Here is an 18,446-nt window from a genome sequence, read left to right as displayed (position 1 = left end):
GACCACGGCCCGGCCGACGGTGGCCCGGCGGACGACGGCCCGGCCGACGGTGGCCCGGCGGACGGTGGCGCGGCGGACGGTGGCGCGGCGGACGGTGGCGCGGCGGGCGACGGCTCCTGCCGGACGTCGGCATCGCGTGGTGAGGGCCAGAGGAGCACCGCGGACGCGGTGACGGCGGCGATCACACCGCCGGTAGGCGTGAGCGCCGCGAGCGCGCACCACCCTAGCAACGGCGCCGCAGCCGCGAACCGGGCCGCGCGGCCGTGGGCGCGTACCGCCGCGCGGCCGAGGCGGGCGCGTAGGGCGGCGCGGACTATCCACGGGAGGGCGGCGTAGGCGAGGAGGAGGCCCCAGTGTCCGATCAGGAGGCGCTCGGCGACGAACGCATTCCACCCGTACGCCGCACCGGCGACGAGCCGCACGACAACGCGCTCACTGGGCACGAGCCGCGCGGCCCCGACCACCGCCAACCACACGACCGCGACCAGCGCGACCACCTGCACGAGCCACCCGGGCACGACACTCGTGAGCACGGCCAGCACCGCATCCTGCGGCACCGCCCGCGGCAACCCGTCCCCCCACCCGAGCGTCGCCGCGGTGAACGGCACCCGCGGCGTGGCCACCATGTCGTAGCTCAACACGTACCCCGGACGCAGCACCGGCGCGAGCACGAGAAGCGCGAGAACGGCGGCGAGCCCGTGCTTGGCCGCGCGGGAGCGACGAGGCACGCGCGTTCCGCCTCCAAACTTACTCGTCAGTAGCTAGGCTGGGCCCCCTCACCGTATCGAGGACGAGGAGGCCCATGTCCGAGCCGCAGCCGACCGGCGTCACCGCGGCACGTTTCGCCGCCGGAGCGACGCTGGTCGCGGTCGCCGCGATGGCGGCGAACGTCCTCGCGTACGGCCTCCGGCTCGGCGGCAACTGGCTCCTCGACACCGACGAGAACGGCGCGCTCGGTGCGTTGATCGCGCTGCTCACGGTCTCGTCCGTGCTGCAGGTCGGCACGCAGACGGTCGCCGCGGTCCGCACCGCGAAGGGCGACAGCGACCCGGAGCGCCTGGTCACGATCGGCGTCCGGCTGTCGCTGGCGTCTTCGGCGCTTCTGCTGCTCGCGTCGCCGCTGCTCGCGGCCGTGCTGCACCTGCCGAGCCTGTGGCCGGCGGTGGCGCTCGCAGCCGCAGTGGGGCCGCTCAACGCGATCGGCATCCACATGGGGCTCCTGCAGGGCTCCGAGCGGTTCGGCCGACTCGCCGTCGTCACCGCGGTGGCCGCGGTGGGGCGCTCGGGTGGCGGTCTGATCGGCCTGCTGGTCGGCCGGAGTGCGTTCTGGACGCTGCTCGGGGTCGCGGTCGGGGGTGCGTTCGCGCTGATGGCCGCGTACGCGCTGTCCCGGCCGGTGCGCCGGTCGACCGCGGCGGGCGCGCCGCGCATCGTCGAGGTGCTCGGGGCGTGCAGCGCGATGCTGGCGATGCTCGCGCTGGTCAACGCGGACCTGCTGCTGGCTCGGGCGGTGCTGCCCGCGGGGGTCAGCGGTGAGTACGCGGTGGGCGCGATCCTGTCCAATGCGGCGTACTGGGCGCCGCAGGTCGTGGCGGTCGTGGCGCTTCCCCGGCTCGCGCAGGGGCAGCGGCGGGCGTTGCTCGTCGGCGCGCTCGTGGTCGGGACGACCGGCCTGATCGGTGTGCTGGCGACGGTGTTCGCCGGTGACCTGGCCGTTCGGGTGGCCGGTAAGGGCGACTACGCGGGACTCGCCGACGAAGCGTGGCTGTTCGCGGCGGCCGGTGCCGGGTGGGCCCTGGTGAACCTGTTCCTCACCGCCCGGATCGCGGCCGGTTCCCGCTGGGTGGCGGCGCCGCTCTGGGCGGCCGCGCTGGTGGAGACGCTGGGGGTGCTCGCGTGGCGTCCGTACTCCCTGACCCACACCGCAACCGTCGCCCTCGTGACCGCCTCGTTGAGCGTGGTGGTCGCCCTACTGCTCACCCGCTCGCGCCAGGGCACGACCCCCCGCGTGCCGGTACCAGCCGCCGGCGCGACCGCAGGCTGACGAGCCCGCAGCAGGCCTGCGACGAGTTGTCGGGCCTACGACGGGTTTCGGGGCCTACGAGGGCCGGTCGTAGGGCCGGAAAGTCGTCGTAGGGCCGAAAAGTCGCGTAGGGCCGGGAACGAGTCGAGTTCGCGTTCGGCGGGCCAGTGGCCGGGGACGAAGAGCGGGTCGAAGCCGGAGGACTTGCCGGTGCCGCGCATCAGGATCGCCACGTCGGCGAGGGACGGGCGTGCGCCGGTACGCACCAAGCGGTTGAGATTCGTCATCGCGCCGACCCGCTCGTCGGTCGTGAAGTTGCAGTGCCCGGCGCCGTACGGGGCGCCCGAACCGGGGTATCTCGCCAGCGGCGTCGTGGAGATCTGCATCAGGTCCCCGGTGCGACCGGTCGACCTCAGCGTGCGGTTCGCGAACACGGTCTCGTTCTGCACGATCGCGGTCCCGTCGTAACCCGGATGCATGGTGAGCGTCGGTACCCGCAGTGCGCCGGTCGGGTCGCCGAGCAGATCGGCCCGCTTGCGTGCGGCGGAGTCCGCAGCGGCCCGGGGTGCGCGCGCCAGTTCCGCGAGGTGGCCCGGCAGCCCGCCCGGGTCGATGAAGTCCATCTCCTGCTTTTCTTTGACGGAGATGCGCTGGTCGTAGCGCGCCCCGGTGTTCGACGACGGGTTTCCCAGGACCCGTAGCTCCAGGTCGTACCGAGCGATCGTCGCGTAGGCCATGACCGCGATTCGACGGTCGCGTCGTCGTGCTCCCGGGATTTTGACACCTGGTTACCCAGCGCACTGGAGCGCACCGTCGACCCAGTCCTCTCGCTCGGTGAGCAGCTCGGCGACGACGCCGCCCAGCGATTCGCCCCAGACGTAGGTGCGCTCGGGTGCGCCTACCGTGTCCCGGACGAAGCGGTAGAGGTTCTCGTCCGCCTCGACGCCCTCGCGGAGCGCGTTGCCGTTGCGGGGCCGCGTCGAGCCGGCGAGAGCGTAGCCGGCCTCGAGCAGCTCGTTCGCTGAGCCCCCGTCGCCGGCGACGGGGGCGTCCGTGCTCGCAGCCGCGAAAGGACGGCGGCCCACCTGCCTCCACACCGACGCCACACCTCGCAACGCAATCACCACCGCGAAGTGAGCACCGCCCATCGCGACGGCGCTCCTCCGCGCGGTCGCGCCCCGCCGCCCGCCGCGCGAGCGCGCCGCCCCGCCGCGCGAGCGCGCCGCCCCGAGCGCGCCGCGTCCTCGCGCGCACCCCGCGTGGTGCGTGCCCCGTGCGCACCACGGGAGCGCCGCGCGTCGGCTAGCGGGGTTGTTTGCGCGCGAGTAAGGACATGGCGGTGAGTGTCGCGCGGGACACAGGGTTCGGGGCGGTGACGCGGGGTACTGGGCTGGTGAGGCGCGGTGCTCACCGTGCCGCGGGATCTGTCCGGGAGAAAACGATGACCATCCCCGTCGGACCGTCCGCCGGTTCGCCCGTCAGCGCGAACGACGTCGACCGGACGCTGCTCGCCAGCTACGGCGACTACCTGTCCGCCCAGCGTGCGGTGGACTACCTCTCCGACCAGAAGTTCCCGGTCGAGCACACCACGATCATCGGATCGGACCTGCGCCTCGTGGAGCAGGTGATCGGCCGGATGTCGTTCGGCAAGGCCGCCGCGGCCGGTGCCGGTTCCGGCGCCTGGTTCGGGCTCTTCTTCGGCCTGCTGCTGGGGCTTTTCAGCGACGACAGCTTCGGGTCCTGGATCGCGCTGATCATCACCGCGATCGTGATCGGAGCCGTCTGGGGCGCGATCTTCGGCCTCGTCGCCCACTCCCTCACCGGCGGCCAGCGCGACTTCGCCTCCCGCAGCTCCCTAGCCGCCGGCCGCTACGACGTCCTCGTTTCCAGCGCCCACCTCGGCGACGCCCAGCGCGTCCTCGAGGGCATGACGGCCCGCTGAGAACATCTGACGCTGCTCATTGATCGCATTCGGCGGTCAGTGAGCGGCGTCGTCCCAGGTTCGGCCGGAACCGACGGACACGTCGAGGGGGAGGTTCAGGGGGTAGGCGGCGCCCATGGCGTCGCGGACGAGGGCCTCGAGCGCACCGCGCTCGCCGGGCGCGGTCTCGAACACGAGCTCGTCGTGCACCTGCAGCAGCAGACGCGACCGCAGCCCCTCCTCGCGAAGACGCTTGTCGACAGCGAGCATCGCCACCTTGATGATGTCGGCAGCCGACCCCTGGATCGGCGCGTTCAGCGCCATCCGCTCCGCCATCTCCCGCCGCTGCCGGTTGTCGCTGTTGAGATCGGGCAGGTACCGACGCCGCCCCATCATCGTCTCGGTGTAGCCCTCGCCCCGAGCCCGCGCCACCACCTCGGCGAGGTAGTCCCGCACGCCCCCGAACTGCTCGAAGTAGTCGGTCATCAACGCCCGCGCTTCCTCGGTGGTGATACCGAGCTGCTGCGAGAGCCCGTACGCCGACAATCCGTACGCGAGGCCGTAGTTCATCGCCTTGATCTTGCTGCGCTGCTCACCGCTGACCGCGGTGGGCTCCACGTCGAACACGCTGGCCGCGGTCGCCGCGTGGAAGTCGTGCCCGGACGTGAACGCCTCGATCAACGTCGGGTCGGCCGACAGATGCGACATGATGCGCATCTCGATCTGGCTGTAGTCGGCCGTGAGCAGGGTCTCGTACCCCTCACCCACGACGAACGCCTTCCGGATCGTCCGCCCCTCCTCGGTGCGCACCGGAATGTTCTGCAGGTTCGGGTCGGTGGACGAGAGCCGCCCGGTCGCCGCGATCGTCTGGTTGTACGTGGTGTGGATGCGGCCGTCGTCGGCGACCGTCTTGAGCAGACCGTCGACAGTGGTCTTGAGCTTCGCGACGTCCCGGTGGCGCAGCAGGTGCTCGAGCAGCGGGTGCTCGGTCTGCGCGTAGAGCCACTGCAGCGAGTCGGCGTCGGTGGTGTACCCGGTCTTGATGCGCTTGGTCTTCGGCAGCCCGAGCTCGTCGAACAGGATCCCCTGCAGCTGCTTGGGCGAGCCCAGGTTGAACTCGCGCCCGATCACGCCGTAAGCGGCCTGCTGGGCGGCTTTCACCTCGGCGGCGAAGTGCGACTCCAGATCGGCCAGGTGCGCGGTGTCGGCCGCGATGCCGATGCGCTCCATGTCTGCCAGCACGTGCACGAGCGGCAGCTCGACGCCGGTGAGCAGCGCGGTGCCGCCCCGCTGGTCGAGTTCGGCGACCAGCGCCTCGGCGAGCTCGGCGGTGGCCTGCGCCCGCTCCATCAGGTGGTTCTTCGCGGCATCCTCGTCGAGCCCGTCGAGCGAGAGCTGGCCGTCGCCGGGCCCCTCGGCTCGGAGCTCGCGGCGCAGGTACCGGAGCGCGAGGTCGGTCAGGTCGTACGTGCGGTTGTCGGGCTTGACCAGGTAGGCGATCAGCGCGGTGTCGGCGGTGACGCCCTCGATGCTCCAGCCGCGGGCGGTCAGCGCCAGCAGCGGGCCCTTCAGGTCGTGGACGGCCTTGGGCCGCGTCTCGTCGGCGAGCCACGCCGCGACCGCCTGGTCGTCGGCGGCGGTGAGCTGCGACGGATCGAACCATGCCCCGGCTCCGTCGGCGCCGGCCACTCCGATCGCCGTCAGCTCGCCGGTGCCGCGCCCCCACTTGCCGTCGAACGCCACCCCGGTGCGGACGCCGGCCGGGGCGTGCGCGGCGAGCCACGGCGCGACCGCGTCGGCGCCGAGCAGCTCACCGGTGACCTCGATGGTCGAATCGGCCTCCGGCTCGGCGGACTCGAGCGTGGCGTAAAGCCGGTCTCGCAGGACGCGGAACTGCAGCGTGTCGAAGACCTGGTGGACCTTCTCCCGGTCCCAGGCGCGACGCTCCAGGTCGGCCAGGTGCAGCGGCAGCTCGAGGTCGGTCAGCAGCGCGTTGATCTGGTAGTTGCGCAGGACGTCGCCGAGGTGGGTGCGCAGGTTCTCCCCCGCCATGCCCTTGACCTCGTCGACGTGCTCCACCAGGCCCTCCAGCGAGCCGTACTGGGTGAGCCACTTCGCGGCCGTCTTCGGGCCGACCTTGGGCACGCCGGGCAGGTTGTCGCTGGTCTCGCCGACGAGCGCGGCCAGGTGGCGATAGAGCGTCGGCGGCACGCCGTAGCGGGTGACGACCTCCGCCGGATCGATCCGGGCCAGGTCGGAGACGCCCTTGCGCGGGTACAGCACCGTCGTCTTGTCGTTGACCAGCTGGAACGCATCCCGGTCACCGCTGCAGATCAGCACCTCGGCGCCGGCGGCGTTGGCCTCGGTGGCCAGCGTCGCCAGGATGTCGTCGGCTTCGTAGCCTTCGAGGGTCAGGAACGGGATCTGCAGCGCATCCAGGATCTCCTGGATCAGGCTGACCTGGCCCTTGAAGTCCGACGGTGTCTCCGAGCGGCCGGCTTTGTACTCCGCGTACGCCTCGGTGCGGAACGACGTGCGCGACACGTCGAACGCCACGCCGAGGTGCGTCGGCTTCTCGTCGCGCAGCACGTTGATCAGCATCGACGTGAAGCCGTACACGGCGTTCGTCGGCTGGCCGGTGGTCGTGGAGAAGTTCTCCACCGGCAGCGCGAAGAACGCCCGGTACGCCAACGAGTGGCCGTCGAGCAGGAGCAGTCGGGAGGCGGTCTGGCTCACACCCCGAGCCTAGTCAAGACCACCGACAAAACTCGCGCCTAGGCTGGACGCCATGTTCACCAGCGATGATCTCGGACCGTTCGCGAAGTTCCTCGGGCTCGAACTCGACACCGTCACCGCGGACGAGATCACCGCGCGCTGGACCGTCCGGGCCGAACTGCTCCAGCCCTACGGCATCCTGCACGGTGGCGTCCACTGCGCGGTCGTCGAGAGCCTCGCGAGCACGGGAGCCGCCGTCTGGCTCGGTGAGCGCGGGAAGGTCGTCGGCGCCACCAACACGACCGACTTCTACCGCCCCACCACGGAGGGTGCGCGCCTCACGAGCGTCGCCACCCCCGTTCACCGCGGCCGCTCCCAGCAGGTCTGGGTCGTCGAGACCCACGACGAGGACGGCAAACTCGTCGCCCGCGGCCAGGTGCGCCTGGCCAACCTCATCGCCAACCTCACCCCTTGACCGACCCCGCGGTGAGCCCGGCCACGAAGTGCCGCTGAAGGAACGCGTAGGCCAGCACCATCGGCACCGACGACACCACCACACCGGTGAACAGCAGCGGATAGTCGGTCAGGAACTCCCCGCGGAAGTCCAGCAGCGCCAGCGGCAGCGTCCGCTTCGCCGGATCGTCGATCAGCAGCAGTGGGTACAGCAGGTCGTTCCAGTGCATGACCAGCAGAAAAATCGCGGTGGCGGCGAGCGACGGCCGGGACAGCGGCATCGCGATCCGCGCGTACACCAGCGCCGGGGACGCGCCGTCGATCTCGGCGGCCTCGTACAGCTCGGCGGGCAGCGTCCGCAGAAAACCGCCCAGGATGAACACCGCTACCGGCAACGTCACGACGACGTTGACCAGCGCCAACCCGAGCAGGCTGTCCCGCAGCCCGAGCCTGTCCAGCTGGACGTACTGCGGAATCATCACGGCCTGCGCCGGCACGGCCAGCCCCGCCGTGAAGATCCCGTAGAGCACGTGCCCCCGCCACCCGGGGATCCGCGCGACAGCGAACGCGACCAGACTCGCCAGGAAAAGCGTCAAAGGCACCGAGATCGACGCCACGACGACGCTGTTGCGCAGCGCGCCGGCGAGGTCCTGCTCACCCAGCACGGTCCGGTAATTCGACAGGGTCGGTGAGGTCGGCAGCCCGAACGGCGCGGAGAACAGCTGCTGGGTGGTCTTCAGGCTGCCGCCGACGACGACCAGCAACGGCACCGCGACCAGCAGCGCGTACACGGCCAGGATTCCGCCGCGGGACAGCCTGCTCATCCGTGTGCCAACCGCGCGGAGCGGTTCTGCAGCCAGGTGACCAACGCGATGATCGCCATGAACACGATCGACTCGGCCGCCGCGTAGCCGAAGCGCGAGTCCGCGAACGTCGTGTAGATCCGCGTCGACAGGATGTCCAGCGGCGGTCGGGGCGGGTTGCCGCCGAGCCCGAGCACCAGGTCGAACGCCTTGAACGACTGGATCGTCGTGTACGCGAGCACGAGCGCGGTGGCCGGCGCCACCATCGGCCAGGTGACGTGCCGGAACTGCTGCCACCGGGTGGCGCCGTCGGTGCGCGCGGCCTCGTAGAGCGACACCGGGATCTGGTTGAGCCCGGCGATGTAGACGATCATCATCTGCCCGGCGTGGAACCACACCTGCGCCACCGCTACCCAGAGGATCGCGGTGGCGTCGTCACCCAGGTAGGACCCGGAGAAGCCGAGCGCGTTCAGCAGCCCGAAATTCGGGTCGTAGACGAACCGCCAGACGAACGCGACCGACACCGAAGACAGGATCGTCGGCAGGAAGAACAGCGCGCGCAGCAGCGTCGAGCCGCGACTGCGCCGAGCCAGCAGCACCGCGAGCAGCAGCGACAGGGCAGTCTGGCCAACGACCACGACGAGCAGAAATTTGAGGTTGTTCTCCAAAGCCCGCGCGAACAGGTCGTCGTTGGTCGCGATGTCGGTGAAGTTCGACGCCCCGACCTGCGAGAACGTCGGGCTGAACCCGTCCCAGTCGGTCACCGCGTACTGCACGCCCTGCACCGCCGGCAGCACGAAGAACGTCAGGTAGAGCGCGAGCGCGGGAACCGGGAACAGCCACAGCGTCGCCGGAACCCGTCTCATCGCAGCACGCCCGGGATGGGACCCCCGCCGTTTGCGGCCAGAAACCTCCGCAGACATCGACCATCAATAACTCGATGGTACGCGCCAACGATATGATCAACCACGTGTCTCGATTCCGTCTGTACCCAACGTCTGGACAGGAAGCGCTGCTGGCGGAGCACTGTAGGCACGCCAGGTTCGTATGGAACCTTGGCCTCGAGCAGCGCCTGATGTGGCGGCGCGAACGCGGCCCTACTCCCGGCTACCACGGTCAGGCAGCTCAGCTGACCGAGGCCCGCCGGGCCGAGCCATGGCTGGCGGCCGGGTCGCAGACGGTGCAGCAGCAGGCTTTGCGTGATCTTGACCGGGCATGGACGAATTTCTTCGCGGGCACTCACGGCCGACCGACGTGGCGTCGTCGTGGTCAACACGAGGGTTTCCGGATTGTCGGCCCCCAGGCATCGCGTTTCCGTCAGGACAACCGACGTCGGTCCAGCGTCCTGATTCCTAAGGTCGGCTGGGTCGCGCTGCGACAAACCCGGGAGCTTCCCGTCGCGAAGTCCTACCGCATTACCTGTGACCGCTCGGGGCGCTGGCACATCGCGTTCGCGGCCGTGCCCGACCCGATCTCCGGGCCGGGCACGGGTGACGTGGTCGGCATCGATCGGGGCGTCACCGTCGCAGCGGCCCTGTCCACTGGAGAACTGACGTCGCCGAACGGGTTGCGGCCGAAAGAAAGCGAACGCCTCCACCGATTGCAACGCCGTTTCGCCCGCGCGCAGCGCGGATCCAACCGCCGCGAAGCCGTGAGGCTTTGCATCGCCCGGATCAAGGCGCGTCATGCCGACCGGCGAAAAGACTGGATCGAGAAGACCACCACGGACCTGGCTCGACGGTTCGACGTGATCCACGTCGAGAATTTGAACGTCAAGGCAATGACCCGATCTGCCCGCGGCACGGCTGCCGCACCGGGCCGGAACGTTCGGCAGAAAGCAGGACTCAACCGGGGAATCCTGGCCGCCGGATGGGGCCTGCTGCTGGCTCGGTTGGAACATAAAGCACCCGGCCGAGTCGTCAAGACCAATCCCGCGTACACGTCGCTGACCTGCAACGCCTGCGGGCACTGCGCCACGGACAACTGCAAGAGCCAAGCGGTGTTCCGGTGCTGTGCCTGCGGGCACCAAGCCAACGCCGACGTCAATGCGGCTCGCAACATCGCTGAAGGCAAGACTGCGGTCGGACGGACCGTGGCAGCACGTGGAGACAGGGCGAAGTCGGCCCGGTCTGCGAAGCGTGAACCTCAACTCGCCACCTCCTCGCGAGACCGGCAATAGTTGGAATCCCGGCCTGTCAAGGCCGGGAGGACGTCAACGCTTCTGATCGACGATCTTCTGCGCGTTCTCGGCGGCTTTCTCCGGCGCGGTGCCTCCGACGACGGAGATCGCCGCGTTCTCCACCGCGCCCCGCACGTCCAGGTTCAGGAACTGGAAACGCGGCGCCAGCAGGCTCTTCTTCTCCAGCCACGGCGCGAACGCCTTCAGGTCCGGGTCGGTGTACTCGACCCCGGAAACCGTGACGTGTTGCGCGGTGCCGTTGGCGTACACGGCGGCGACCGCGGGGTCGGACAGATGGGTCAGCCAGGCCAGTGCCGCCGCGCGATGCGTCGAGCGGGCGTTGACGCCGAGGATGAACGTCGCGTTGTGCACGCCCTCGTACTTGGCCTTGCCCGCGGCCACCGTGATCGGCGCGTACAGCCCCAGCGGGAACTTCGCGCCGAGCTTGCGCACCGCACCGGCGTGGAACGAGCCGGTGGCCAGCAGTGCCGCTTTCCCGGTGGCGAACAGCTGCTGGGCCGCTTCGGTACCGGTGCCGCTGACGCCGTTCTGCACGTACGGCCGCAGCTGCGCGTACTGCTTGAGCGTCGTCAGGAACCAGTCGTCGGTCACCTTCAGCTTCCCGGCCTCGACCTGCGCGAACGCGTCGTCGGACGGGGCGTTGTTCATCACCATCGTGTTGAGCAGCTGGCTGGCGTTGGCGGGGTCACCGCCGGGGAACGCCAGCGGCGTCACACCCTTGCGCTTCAGCGCGTCGCACATGCCGAGGAAGGAGTCCCAGTCCGCCGGCAGCGTCGCGAAGCCGTTCTTCGCCAGCAGATCGACGTTGGTCAGCGGCATGTTGAAGACGAGCTGGTAGGGCAGGCCCAGCTGCTTGCCGCCGCTCGCACCGGCCTCGATCAGCGCCGGCTCGTACTGCTTCACCAGGTCCTGGCCGTCCAGCGGCGACCACAGCCCCGCCTTGGCCATGTTGCTGAACTGCGCGCCCCGGAAGGCGGTGAACGCGTCGCCGACCTTGCCGCCGCGCAGCTTCTGCAACGCGGTGCTCTGGTAGTCCTCGGACGGCGAGATGTCCTGCCGGATCGTCACCTTCGCGTTCTTCTTCGCGAAGTCGGCGATGATCGTCTCGAAGACCGCCTTGTCCTCCGCCCGCCAGTGTGCGAACGAGAGCGTGCCCTCGACCGGCCCGTCGAATCCGCTCGTCGACTCGGGCCCGGGGTCGGAGGAACCGGGCCCGGCGCAGGCGGCCAACGCGGCCGCGCTCCCCCCGTAAGCGGCGAGCTGCAGTAACCGACGACGAGTAATCATCAGACGCTCCTCCGACAATCCCTAGTGGACAGGGATGCTATCGGAGGAGCGTCGTGACGGTCAGAGCACCTTGGACAGGAACGACTTCGTGCGTTCGTGCTGCGGGTTGTTGATGACGTCACGCGGCGGGCCGGACTCGACCACCACGCCACCGTCCATGAACACCAGGCTGTCGCCCACCTCGCGGGCGAACCCGATCTCGTGGGTGACGACGACCATCGTCATGCCGTCCTCGGCGAGCCCGCGCATGACGTCGAGCACCTCGCCGACCAACTCCGGGTCGAGCGCCGACGTGGGCTCGTCGAACAGCATGAGCTTGGGACGCATCGCGAGCGCACGGGCGATCGCGACGCGCTGCTGCTGTCCGCCGGAGAGCTGTGACGGGTAGTTGTCGACCTTCTCGCCGAGCCCCACCCGGTCCAGCAGCGTCCGGGCACGGTCCCGCGCGTCGGCCTTGCGTTCCTTCTTCACCTGCACCGGCGCTTCGATGACGTTGTCGAGCACGGTCTTGTGCGGGAACAGGTTGAAGCGCTGGAACACCATGCCGATGTCGCGGCGCTGCTCCGCGATGTGCTTCTCGGACATCTCGTGGAGCTTGCCGCCGCGCTCCTGGTAGCCGACCAGATGACCGTCGACCCAGAGCTTTCCGCCGTTGATCTTCTCCAGGTGGTTGATGCACCGGAGGAACGTCGACTTGCCGGAGCCGGACGGGCCGAGGATGCACATCACCTCGCCGGGATCGACCTTCAGGTCGATGCCCTTGAGGACCTCGAGGTGGCCGAACGACTTGTGGACGTTCTCCGACAGGACCATCGGAGTGGTAGTCATGCGCCCCCCGTCCCACCGCGGATCCTGCGGCGCGGCTGCTGGGTGCCGAAGCCACGGCCGAAGTACCGCTCGAGGAAATACTGACCGATCATCAGGATGCTCGACAGCGCCAGATACCAGAGGCACGCGGCCACCAGCATCGGGAACACCTGGAAGGTGCGGTTGCCGATCGCTTCGAGTTGGAAGAACAGCTCGTTGGTGACCGGCACCGCGACGAGCAGTGAGGTGTCCTTCAACATCGCTGTCACCTCGTTGCCGGTCGGCGGCACGACGACCCGCATCGCCTGCGGGAGGATGATCCGCCGCATCGTGGCCGTGCGGCCCATGCCGAGCGCCTGCGCGGCCTCGGTCTGCCCGGGGTCGACCGACTGGATACCGGCCCGGACGATCTCGGCCATGTACGCGCCCTCGGAGAGCGCCAGCCCGATCAGACCGGCGGTGAAGCCGGTGAGGAACGTGTTGGCGTTCAGCCCGAAGATCCGGGCGCTGAAGTCGATGCCGAGCAGGTCGGCGATCTGGTGGTCGAACGGCAGGCCGAACTCGAACCGGGCGTAGAGGATGCCCAGGTTGCCGAACAGCACCAGCAGGACGTACCGGGGCACGGCGCGGAAGAACCAGGTGTAGAGCCAGGCCACGGTCGAGAGCACCGGGTTCGGCGACAGCCGCAGCACTGCCGCGACGACGCCGAGCAGGATGCCGATGAGCATGGCCAGGACGGTCATGACCAGCGTGGTGCGGACGCCCTCGATGATCGGCGACCGGAACATGTGGTTGACCATGAACGACCACTGGAACGCGGGGTTCGTCACGAGCATGTGCACGAACATCGCGACCAGCACGACGATGACCACCACCGCGACCCAGCGGCCGGGGTGACGGACGGGAACTGCCTTGATCGGCTCCGGACGAACCCGCTCGGCGGGCGCCGGAGCGCCCGCCGAGGGAGCCGGAGAATCCTCCGGCGAGGACATCAGGGGTTGACGGCCGGGTCGGTGATCGCGCCGGCGTCGACGCCCCACTTCTCCAGGACGGTCTTGTAGGTGCCGTCCGCGATCAGCGCCTTGGTGGCGTCGGCGATCGCCTGCGCGAAGTCGGCCTGGTCCTTCTTGACCACGTAGCCGTACGGCGCCGCGTCGTAGATGTCACCGGCCAGCTCGAGCTGCCCGTTCGACTGCTCGACGGCGTACGCGGCGATCGGGGAGTCGGCGAGCGTGGCGGCGTCCTTGCCGGACACGACCGACGCGGTGGCCTGGTCCTGACCCGCGTACTGGTCGATCGTGATCGCCTTCTTGCCGGCGTCGGTGCACTTCTTCGACCGGGCCGTGATGTCGTCGACCTGGACCGTGCCCTTCTGCACCGCGATCTTCTGGCCGCAGACGTCGTCCGGGTTGATCTTGGTGCCCTTCTTCGTCGCCCACTGGGTGCCGGCGTTGAAGTAGCTGACCATGTTGACGGTCTGCTTGCGCTCGTCGTTGATCGTGAACGAGGAGACGCCGATCTCGTACTTGCCCGAGCCGATGCCGGGGATGATGTCGTCGAAACCAGCGGTCACGAACTCCGCCTTCAGCCCCAACTTCTGGGCCACGGCGGTGAACAGATCGACGTCGAAGCCCTTGATGGTCTTGCCATCGGTGTCGAGGAACTCGTTCGGCGCGTACGACGAGTCGGTGCCGACCAGGATCTTGCCGTCGGACTTGATCGCGTCCGGCACCTTCGAGGCGAGGTCGGTGTCGGCCGAGGCGCTCGGCGCGGGGGACGACTCGGACGAGGTATCGCTGGGGTCGTCACCACAGCCGGCCAGACCGGCGGCGACCGCGGCGAGCACGGCCACGGTGGCGAACATTCGACGGCCACGGCCGACAGGGAGCGAGCGCATTGGAGTTACCTCCCGGTAAATAACTGCCGCCGGGTCGGGGGATCCGGCGGGACTGCGACCGCGGGCCGACTTCTGCGCTGAGCCGGCCCGCGGGGGTGCTACAGGATCAAGCGACGCCCAGGTAGGCGGCCTTGATCGCGGGATCGCCGAGCATCTCCCGCCCCTGACCGCTCTTCACGATCGAGCCGGTCTCGAGGATGTACGCGCGGTCGGCGATCGAGAGCGCCTGCTGGGCGTTCTGCTCGACGACCAGCACCGTGGTGCCCTGCTCGTTGATCTCCTTGATGATCGTGAAGATCTGCTGGATCAGCATCGGAGCCAGCCCCATCGAGGGCTCGTCCAGGAGCAGCAGTCGCGGACGCGCCATCAGCGCGCGGCCGATCGTCAGCATCTGCTGCTCACCGCCGGACATCGTGCCGGCGATCTGGGACCTGCGCTCCTTGAGCCGCGGGAAGAGCGTGAACACGCGCTCCAGGTCGGAGACGCGGGCCGGGCCACGCCGGTCCTTGCGCGCGTAGGTGCCCATGTCCAGGTTCTCGGCCACCGACATGCCGGCGAAGATCCCCCGGCCTTCCGGGGCCTGCGAGATGCCCCGGGTCACGCGCAGGTCCGCGCGCAACGTCGTGATGTCCTCGCCGTCGAACACGATGCTGCCCCGGCTCGCCGGCCGCAGACCGGAGATCGCGCGCATCGTCGTGCTCTTGCCGGCACCGTTGGCGCCGATCAGCGTCACGATCTCGCCGGCCTCGACCTGGATCGAGATGCCGTGCAGTGCCTCGATCCGCCCGTAGGCGACCGCGAGGTCGTTGATCTCAAGCAACATCGGTCGGCTCTCCCTCCGGCACACCGAGGTACGCCGCGATGACCGCGGGGTTGTCGCGGACCTCCGCCGGGGTTCCCTCGGCGATCTTCTTGCCGAACTCGAGGACGACGATCCGGTCGGTCACTCCCATGACCAGGCGCATGTCGTGCTCGATCAGCAGCACGGTGTACCCCTGGTCGCGGATCGCGCGGATCAGGTCCATGAGTTCGGCCTTCTCCGCCGGGTTGAAGCCGGCGGCCGGCTCGTCCAGGCAGAGCAGCGTCGGCTCGGTGGCCAACGCTCGGGCGATCTCCAGGCGACGCTGGTACCCGTACGGCAGGTTGCGCGCCGACGCGTGCGCCAGGTCGGCGATCCCGACGAACTTGAGCAGCTCCATCGCCCGCTCGCGGCCGTCCTTCTCCTCGCGGAAGTGCCGCGGGGAAAGCCGGAACACCGCGCCGGGGACGCTCGTCTTGTGGCGGGCATCGGCCCCCACCATGACGTTCTCGAGCGCGCTCATCTCGGGGAACAGCCGGATGTTCTGGAACGTCCGGGCGATGCCGAGCCGGGTGATCTGGAACTTCTTGCGTCGGCCCAGCTTCTTGCCGTCGAACCAGACCTCGCCCTCGGTGGGCTGGTAGACGCCGGTCATGACGTTGAAGCACGTCGTCTTGCCGGCGCCGTTCGGCCCGATCAGACCGAGGATCTCGCCCCGGTTGATCGCGAAGTCGACGCCGTTGAGCGCGGTGACGCCGCCGAAGCGCAACGTGACGTTGCGGATCTCCAGCAACTTCTGGCCGACGCTGACGTGCGCTTCCCGCTCGGGCAGGTCGACGTGCTCGTCGACGTGCGGCGGCGGGGCGTCCGGAACAGCCCCGTTGGGGATATCAGGCGTTGACACCGACCGCCACCTCCTTCTTCCGGTCGGCGAGTTCGGTCGCGCGGCGCCGGTTCGGCAGCAGACCTTGCGGACGGAACACGCTCATCACGATCAGGGCGATACCGAACGCGAAATAACGCAGCGCCTGGACACCGTCCCCGATCTCGTCGAACACGTAGGGAGCGATCGCACCGAGAAGCACCGTGAGGAAGGCCCCCAGGAAGAGTGCCACGGTCTTCGCCGCCGGTGCCTCGGACAACCCGATCACGCGCACCAGCAGGATTCCCACGATCGCGACGACGACCACCGCGCCGACCAGCAGGCGGGTCGGGTTGTCGGTGCCGACGTCGGTCACGATCGAGTGCAGTTGCGTGCCGACCGACGCCGCGACGACGAAGCCGAGAATGCCCCCGACGATCGTCGCCGCCGCTCGCAGGTTGGTGCTGAGCAGCGTGCTCCGGCGCGCGATCAGCGTCGCGACCAGGGCGATGATCAGTACGACGAACCAGGTGCCGAACAGCGACTCGTCGAAACCGCGCAGCCGCTCGGGGATGTAGACCACGATGACCGCGCCGAGGATGACGCCGAACTTGTTGCCGGAACCGCCGATGACGACAGCGGCCAGGAACAGGATCGAGGTCAGGACGTCGAACGTGTCGGGGTTGATGAAGCCCTGCCGGCTGGCGAAGATGCCGCCGGAGATGCCACCGACCGCGGCGCCGATCGCGAACGCCCAGAGCTTGAAGCGGAAGGTCGGAACGCCCATCAGCTCCGCCGCGTCCTCGTCCTCGCGGATCGCGAGCCAGGCGCGGCCGACGCGGCTGCGCTCCAGGTTCGAGACCAGGATCAGGATGACGATGATGAACGCCAGGATCAGCCAGTAGAACGGCGTGATGTCGACGACGCCGAACAGCTTCGAGCCGTCGGCCTTCTCACCGGGCGGCTTCGGGATGTTCGAGATACCCGACCGGTTGCCCAGCCACGACGTGTTGACCGCGGCCAGCCGGACGATCTCACCGAAGCCCAGCGTCACGATCGCCAGGTAGTCGCCGCGCAGGCGCAGCGTCGGACCACCGAGGAGCACACCGGCGCACATCGCGATGGCGATGCCGATCGGCACACAAATCAGCCACGGGTAGGCGGTGGCCAGGTCGCTGGAGGGCGACCCGAAGACCGAGACCGTGTACGCGCCGACCGCGTAGAAGCCGACGTACCCGAGGTCGAGCAGGCCCGCGAAGCCGACGACGACGTTCAGGCCGATCGCGCAGAGTGCGAACGCACCCACCAGGAACAGCACGCCGGAGAAGCTCGTGTTGGGCGTGCCGATGACCGGGAGCCCGGAGCCGGTGGACGAGCGCAGGTTCTTGTCCCAGACCGGGAGCAGCACCAGCACGATCAGCAGGATCGCGGCCGGGACGTACCGGGCCGGCTTCGGCAGCCTGGCGAACCGCGAGCGGAGCGACCCCATTGCCGCGGACCGCCGGTCGGCGATCGCGTCGGCGACCTTCAGCAGCGGCGACCCCGTACGCGGCGCCGGCGGTGCGAGAGTGTCCTGACTCATGCGCGGGCCCTCCCCAGCGACTCGCCGAGCAGACCGGTCGGCCGGAACATCAGGACCAGGATCAGGAAGACGAACGCGATGACGTCACGCCATTCGGACCCGATCACCGCCTGGCCCCAGTTCTCGACCAGACCGAGCAGCAGCCCGCCGAGCAGCGCGCCACGCAGGTTGCCGATACCGCCCAGCACCGCGGCGGTGAACGCCTTCAGCCCGAGCAGGAAGCCGGCGTTGAACTTCGTGACGCCGATGTTCTGGTTGTAGAGCACCGCGGCGACGCCGGCCATCAGACCGCCGAGGACGAACGTCCAGGCGATGACGCGGTCCTTGTTGACGCCCATCAGCGCGGCGGCGTCCGGGTCCATGGCCACCGCGCGGATGCCGCGGCCCAGGCGGGTGCGGTTGATGATCGTGTCGAGCAGGATCATCATGCCGAATGCGGCGACGACGATCAGGATCATCCGGTTCGTGATCGACGCACCGAAGATCTCGAACTGCGTCTTCGGGTCGATCAGGTTGCCGACCGGCACGTTGTCGCGGCTGTAGAAGACGCCGAACGCCTCCGAGATCGCGATCGACGCACCGATCGCGCTGATCAGGAAGACCAGCGGCGGCGCGTTGCGCTTCCGCAGCGGCCGGTACGCGACCCGCTCGACGATGAGCGCCGTGGCGCCGGAGGCGGCCATCGCGGCGATCACCGCGGCGAACAGCACGGCGATGACGACCGCGGTGCCCGGGATCGCATCGTCCGCGCCGACACCCAGCAACCGCGTGGTGAGGATCGCCGCGAACGACCCGGTGACGAACACCTCGGAGTGCGCGAAGTTGATCAGCCGCAGCACGCCGTAAACGAGTGTGTAACCCAGGGCGATGAGCGCATAGATCGCTCCCTGGGTGAATCCGGTCGCGGTGAGCTGACCGAAGTTATCGAATAGTGCAGAGAAGTCCATCTGCCAAAGTTCCAACCGGTGGGTTCGGGGGCTATGGGGTGACGCCGCCGTTCGTGGCGGCAACGTCTGGCCTTGCACGACGAAGGCCGGGCGCCGGTCGGTGCCGGCGCCCGGCCTCGTCGTTACTCAAGAGCAGATCAGGTGGGCCGG

The 18,446-nt window shown here is 69.2% G+C and carries 17 protein-coding genes; 4 read left to right on the top strand and 13 right to left on the bottom strand.

From position 1 onward, the window contains the following. The first annotated feature begins 802 nt into the window (after window positions 1–802). On the top strand, window positions 803–2,044 hold the full coding sequence (locus tag ACGFY5_RS18220) for an oligosaccharide flippase family protein (protein ID WP_392721182.1): 1,242 nt from the start codon (window positions 803–805) through the stop codon (window positions 2,042–2,044). 35 nt (window positions 2,045–2,079) lie between these two features. Here the strand turns inward: ACGFY5_RS18220 and ACGFY5_RS18215 are convergent, their stop codons facing one another. Further along, window positions 2,080–2,760 (bottom strand): hypothetical protein, encoded by a 681-nt coding sequence (locus ACGFY5_RS18215; protein ID WP_392721180.1) that lies wholly within the window; start codon window positions 2,758–2,760, stop codon window positions 2,080–2,082. Between the two features lie 51 nt (window positions 2,761–2,811). Further along, complete coding sequence (locus ACGFY5_RS18210; RefSeq protein WP_392721178.1) at window positions 2,812–3,171, bottom strand: hypothetical protein; 360 nt, start codon at window positions 3,169–3,171, stop codon at window positions 2,812–2,814. Window positions 3,172–3,464: 293 nt separating this feature from the next. On the opposite strand from ACGFY5_RS18210, the gene ACGFY5_RS18205 reads away from it, so the two are divergent. Then, the gene (locus tag ACGFY5_RS18205) at window positions 3,465–3,965 is read left to right on the top strand and encodes a general stress protein (protein WP_392721176.1); all 501 of its coding nucleotides are present in this window, start codon (window positions 3,465–3,467) and stop codon (window positions 3,963–3,965) included. A gap of 36 nt (window positions 3,966–4,001) precedes the next feature. Here the strand turns inward: ACGFY5_RS18205 and polA are convergent, their stop codons facing one another. Beyond that, on the bottom strand, window positions 4,002–6,680 hold the full coding sequence (gene polA / locus ACGFY5_RS18200) for a DNA polymerase I (RefSeq protein ID WP_392721175.1): 2,679 nt from the start codon (window positions 6,678–6,680) through the stop codon (window positions 4,002–4,004). 52 nt (window positions 6,681–6,732) lie between these two features. On the opposite strand from polA, the gene ACGFY5_RS18195 reads away from it, so the two are divergent. Further along, complete coding sequence (locus tag ACGFY5_RS18195; protein WP_392721174.1) at window positions 6,733–7,134, top strand: PaaI family thioesterase; 402 nt, start codon at window positions 6,733–6,735, stop codon at window positions 7,132–7,134. Here ACGFY5_RS18195 and ACGFY5_RS18190 read toward each other — a convergent pair. Continuing rightward, window positions 7,124–7,936, bottom strand: coding sequence for a carbohydrate ABC transporter permease (locus tag ACGFY5_RS18190; protein ID WP_392721172.1), 813 nt, complete (start codon window positions 7,934–7,936; stop codon window positions 7,124–7,126). The genes ACGFY5_RS18195 and ACGFY5_RS18190 overlap by 11 nt on opposite strands. Further along, window positions 7,933–8,781 (bottom strand): carbohydrate ABC transporter permease, encoded by an 849-nt coding sequence (locus tag ACGFY5_RS18185; RefSeq protein WP_392721171.1) that lies wholly within the window; start codon window positions 8,779–8,781, stop codon window positions 7,933–7,935. The genes ACGFY5_RS18190 and ACGFY5_RS18185 overlap by 4 nt, the downstream gene beginning before the upstream one ends. A gap of 104 nt (window positions 8,782–8,885) precedes the next feature. On the opposite strand from ACGFY5_RS18185, the gene ACGFY5_RS18180 reads away from it, so the two are divergent. Further along, window positions 8,886–10,094 (top strand): RNA-guided endonuclease InsQ/TnpB family protein, encoded by a 1,209-nt coding sequence (locus tag ACGFY5_RS18180; RefSeq protein WP_392721169.1) that lies wholly within the window; start codon window positions 8,886–8,888, stop codon window positions 10,092–10,094. Window positions 10,095–10,127: 33 nt separating this feature from the next. Here ACGFY5_RS18180 and ACGFY5_RS18175 read toward each other — a convergent pair whose 3' ends face one another. From ACGFY5_RS18175 to ACGFY5_RS18140, 8 genes are all read right to left on the bottom strand, one after another. Continuing rightward, the gene (locus ACGFY5_RS18175) at window positions 10,128–11,402 is read right to left on the bottom strand and encodes an ABC transporter substrate-binding protein (protein ID WP_392721167.1); all 1,275 of its coding nucleotides are present in this window, start codon (window positions 11,400–11,402) and stop codon (window positions 10,128–10,130) included. 60 nt (window positions 11,403–11,462) lie between these two features. After that, window positions 11,463–12,230, bottom strand: a complete 768-nt coding sequence (locus ACGFY5_RS18170; protein ID WP_392721166.1) for an amino acid ABC transporter ATP-binding protein — start codon at window positions 12,228–12,230, stop codon at window positions 11,463–11,465. Further along, window positions 12,227–13,201 (bottom strand): amino acid ABC transporter permease, encoded by a 975-nt coding sequence (locus tag ACGFY5_RS18165; RefSeq protein WP_392721164.1) that lies wholly within the window; start codon window positions 13,199–13,201, stop codon window positions 12,227–12,229. The genes ACGFY5_RS18170 and ACGFY5_RS18165 overlap by 4 nt, the downstream gene beginning before the upstream one ends. Then, window positions 13,201–14,106: an ABC transporter substrate-binding protein gene (locus ACGFY5_RS18160; protein ID WP_392721162.1), complete on the bottom strand. Its 906-nt coding sequence runs from the start codon at window positions 14,104–14,106 to the stop codon at window positions 13,201–13,203. The genes ACGFY5_RS18165 and ACGFY5_RS18160 overlap by 1 nt, the downstream gene beginning before the upstream one ends. A gap of 106 nt (window positions 14,107–14,212) precedes the next feature. Further along, window positions 14,213–14,929 carry an ABC transporter ATP-binding protein gene (locus ACGFY5_RS18155; RefSeq protein WP_392721161.1) on the bottom strand — a complete coding sequence of 239 codons (717 nt, stop codon included), beginning with the start codon at window positions 14,927–14,929 and terminating at the stop codon, window positions 14,213–14,215. Further along, the gene (locus ACGFY5_RS18150; protein ID WP_392722513.1) at window positions 14,919–15,737 is read right to left on the bottom strand and encodes an ABC transporter ATP-binding protein; all 819 of its coding nucleotides are present in this window, start codon (window positions 15,735–15,737) and stop codon (window positions 14,919–14,921) included. The genes ACGFY5_RS18155 and ACGFY5_RS18150 overlap by 11 nt, the downstream gene beginning before the upstream one ends. A 58-nt stretch (window positions 15,738–15,795) precedes the next feature. Next, window positions 15,796–17,349 carry a hypothetical protein gene (locus tag ACGFY5_RS18145; protein WP_392721159.1) on the bottom strand — a complete coding sequence of 518 codons (1,554 nt, stop codon included), beginning with the start codon at window positions 17,347–17,349 and terminating at the stop codon, window positions 15,796–15,798. Next, a complete protein-coding gene (locus ACGFY5_RS18140) occupies window positions 17,346–18,296 on the bottom strand; it encodes a branched-chain amino acid ABC transporter permease (RefSeq protein ID WP_392721157.1) in 951 nt (316 codons plus the stop codon). The genes ACGFY5_RS18145 and ACGFY5_RS18140 overlap by 4 nt, the downstream gene beginning before the upstream one ends. Between the last annotated feature and the right edge of the window lie 150 nt (window positions 18,297–18,446).

It is taken from the genome of Cryptosporangium sp. NPDC048952 (assembly GCF_043197895.1).
GTDB lineage: Bacteria > Actinomycetota > Actinomycetes > Mycobacteriales > Cryptosporangiaceae > Cryptosporangium.
Note: the sequence above shows the minus strand (reverse complement) of the source record. Positions and strands in the feature narration are given on the sequence as shown.

What these genes read in the sequence shown, in the direction of transcription:
- ACGFY5_RS18220 (WP_392721182.1), top strand. Translation starts at nt 803, where the DNA reads ATGTCCGAGCCGCAGCCGACCGGCGTCACCGCGGCACGTTTCGCCGCC.
- ACGFY5_RS18215 (WP_392721180.1), bottom strand. Translation starts at nt 2,760, where the DNA reads ATGGCCTACGCGACGATCGCTCGGTACGACCTGGAGCTACGGGTCCTG.
- ACGFY5_RS18210 (WP_392721178.1), bottom strand. Translation starts at nt 3,171, where the DNA reads ATGGGCGGTGCTCACTTCGCGGTGGTGATTGCGTTGCGAGGTGTGGCG.
- ACGFY5_RS18205 (WP_392721176.1), top strand. Translation starts at nt 3,465, where the DNA reads ATGACCATCCCCGTCGGACCGTCCGCCGGTTCGCCCGTCAGCGCGAAC.
- ACGFY5_RS18195 (WP_392721174.1), top strand. Translation starts at nt 6,733, where the DNA reads ATGTTCACCAGCGATGATCTCGGACCGTTCGCGAAGTTCCTCGGGCTC.
- ACGFY5_RS18190 (WP_392721172.1), bottom strand. Translation starts at nt 7,936, where the DNA reads ATGAGCAGGCTGTCCCGCGGCGGAATCCTGGCCGTGTACGCGCTGCTG.
- ACGFY5_RS18185 (WP_392721171.1), bottom strand. Translation starts at nt 8,781, where the DNA reads ATGAGACGGGTTCCGGCGACGCTGTGGCTGTTCCCGGTTCCCGCGCTC.
- ACGFY5_RS18175 (WP_392721167.1), bottom strand. Translation starts at nt 11,402, where the DNA reads ATGATTACTCGTCGTCGGTTACTGCAGCTCGCCGCTTACGGGGGGAGC.
- ACGFY5_RS18170 (WP_392721166.1), bottom strand. Translation starts at nt 12,230, where the DNA reads ATGACTACCACTCCGATGGTCCTGTCGGAGAACGTCCACAAGTCGTTC.
- ACGFY5_RS18165 (WP_392721164.1), bottom strand. Translation starts at nt 13,201, where the DNA reads ATGTCCTCGCCGGAGGATTCTCCGGCTCCCTCGGCGGGCGCTCCGGCG.
- ACGFY5_RS18160 (WP_392721162.1), bottom strand. Translation starts at nt 14,106, where the DNA reads ATGCGCTCGCTCCCTGTCGGCCGTGGCCGTCGAATGTTCGCCACCGTG.
- ACGFY5_RS18155 (WP_392721161.1), bottom strand. Translation starts at nt 14,929, where the DNA reads ATGTTGCTTGAGATCAACGACCTCGCGGTCGCCTACGGGCGGATCGAG.
- ACGFY5_RS18145 (WP_392721159.1), bottom strand. Translation starts at nt 17,349, where the DNA reads ATGAGTCAGGACACTCTCGCACCGCCGGCGCCGCGTACGGGGTCGCCG.
- ACGFY5_RS18140 (WP_392721157.1), bottom strand. Translation starts at nt 18,296, where the DNA reads ATGGACTTCTCTGCACTATTCGATAACTTCGGTCAGCTCACCGCGACC.